At 36.1% G+C, this 2094-nt stretch carries 2 protein-coding genes; both read left to right on the forward strand.

What is annotated here, in order from left to right; genetic code table 11:
- Positions 1 to 968: 968 nt before the first annotated feature.
- The gene (locus ABDZ72_RS09430; protein ID WP_343752566.1) at positions 969 to 1130 is read left to right on the forward strand and encodes a hypothetical protein; all 162 of its coding nucleotides are present in this window, start codon (positions 969 to 971) and stop codon (positions 1128 to 1130) included.
- A gap of 354 nt (positions 1131 to 1484) precedes the next feature.
- Positions 1485 to 2094: hypothetical protein (locus ABDZ72_RS09435; protein WP_343752567.1), on the forward strand; the 610-nt coding region annotated here is incomplete at its 3' end.

The raw sequence follows: 2094 nt of genomic DNA on the forward strand, positions 1-2094 counted from the left end.
ACAGGAAAGGGTCTTCCTTTTTCTATGACCATCTTTCATCATAGCCGTTTACACAAACTATGTTACGCTCTCTAATAAAAACACCTTAATAATTTTAAATTATTAAGGTGTACCTAGATTTAGTATTCCAGAAGCGCGCCCGTGGGACATCGATCCCGTCCGTAATACTGTCCACCCACTTCTTGTAGAAACATGTTTGTAAGCAGCGGGGGACTGGCCCCGATATTAGGGTTGTCCCGGAAATGAACCCGATATTTTAAAATGGTTTTCTATCAGAATTAGCGATTTTAACGATATGCTTTTCTTATAATTCCTATTTATGTCAACCAAACGAAAAAAGCCCCGCAGAGACTTTCTCTCCACAGGACTTCCACTATATCCGTCTGCTTTAGCGCTTTAAAGCAGCGGGGGACTAGTATGGAAAATAAATGATACACGTTATTAAAAAAGACCACCATTTTCTAGTAAAATAGAAGCACCTAGCACAGAACTTCCAATTACTATTCCACAAAGGAGACGAAAATGATGGTATATTCACTATTTAATCATATCAAAGGTAAAAATGGAAGTAGATGGGCGGGCTTTATTAGGGAAACAGGTATAGATCATATGTTGATTGTTACAATTGATGCAGCTAAATATACGCATAAAGCGATGATATGTAATTTTTATGGAGATGTGTTGTCTTCGATCCAAAAGGGCCGTATATAAGCTAATGGAAAGCAGCGGGGGTCTGTCCCCGATACTTGAGGGGGACTGAGGCTTATGACCAGTTAAAATGGGGCCTTGACTTATTTACCATTATACGCTGTCCCCCGATATTCTTGTAAACTCACCATTTTCATTAAAATTCACAGGACTTTTGTAGTTACTAGTCGAATACATAGGTAAGGGGGTGATTTAAATGTACGATCATTATTACTACAACAAAAATACTGATAATAATGGAAACCAAGAAGTCCATAAGAATGACTGTTCTTATTTACCGGATCTCCAAAACCGTAAGTACATTGGATACGAGAATAGTTGTCATTCCGCCATCCAAAGGGCAAAAGATGATACAGGTGAAACGAACTTTGATGGTTGTTATCATTGTTGTTACGCATGTCACAAAGGCTAATAAACTTTAAGAGAAGAGTATCCCTTTTAAAGTAATCGGGCACTATCCCCGATTTGTTCATTTTAGTCCAAGAAATTATTCAGAATATCTCCTATAAAATTGGCCCTAACTCCTCGAAAGGAATTAGGGCCAATTGTGTCTATCACAAACACAATATATATTTCATAATGTTGTTAATAAAGAACAAAAGGAAGCCCTGCAGAGATTTATTCTCCACAAGGCTTCCAATACATCTATCCACTTTAGCGCTTTAAAGCATCTGGGGACTGTCCCCGATATTCCAATTAACTGATGGTCTGTTTCTCACTTAATTTTCATAATAATAAGAGACAAGCATTTATTATGAATGAGGTGCAGCGAGACCATGAATAAACAATTAACCAATTTCCTGACGTGGATAACGGCACTTTTTATTATCCTCCATTTGCTTATAGAAGGAATTCATTCTGCATGGAACTGGTTTCTTTCACTTTTAACTAGTATTGGTATTTGGGTAGAAACACATATTCAAATAATTATGATTGGTCTTATCATAATGACGTTAATACCTCTCATTGTTCGAGCCTTGTATGCAAAAAAACTGCATCAGAATAACCCGACTGATGATAATGAAAATAACATCTTTTTAACCGAAGAAGAAGAACAAAATAAATCTTTTGAGCGATGGTTTGAAATTAAAAAAAACCCAACTTTAGACAGAACAAATCAAATGATTGATATTTTAAATGAAATGCTTAAATCTAAGCGTCATAGGAAGCAACATGAAAACACTTATAGGAACCTATTAAAAGAAAATGGGTTAGGGTATGTTTATTTTATTAAGGCGCCTGATGAAACAACTAAAATTGGTCAAACACGCGATCCCATCAGACGTATTATGAAAATTTTCGGAGGTGTTAATACCTCCCTCAATAAATTAATGTTTTCTTGGAATTCCTTCGTTTTTCTCCCGATTTCTTTTGATTTATTGAAGC

This window comes from Lentibacillus halophilus (genome assembly GCF_039522485.1).
GTDB classification, from domain to species: domain Bacteria; phylum Bacillota; class Bacilli; order Bacillales; family Amphibacillaceae; genus Lentibacillus; species Lentibacillus halophilus.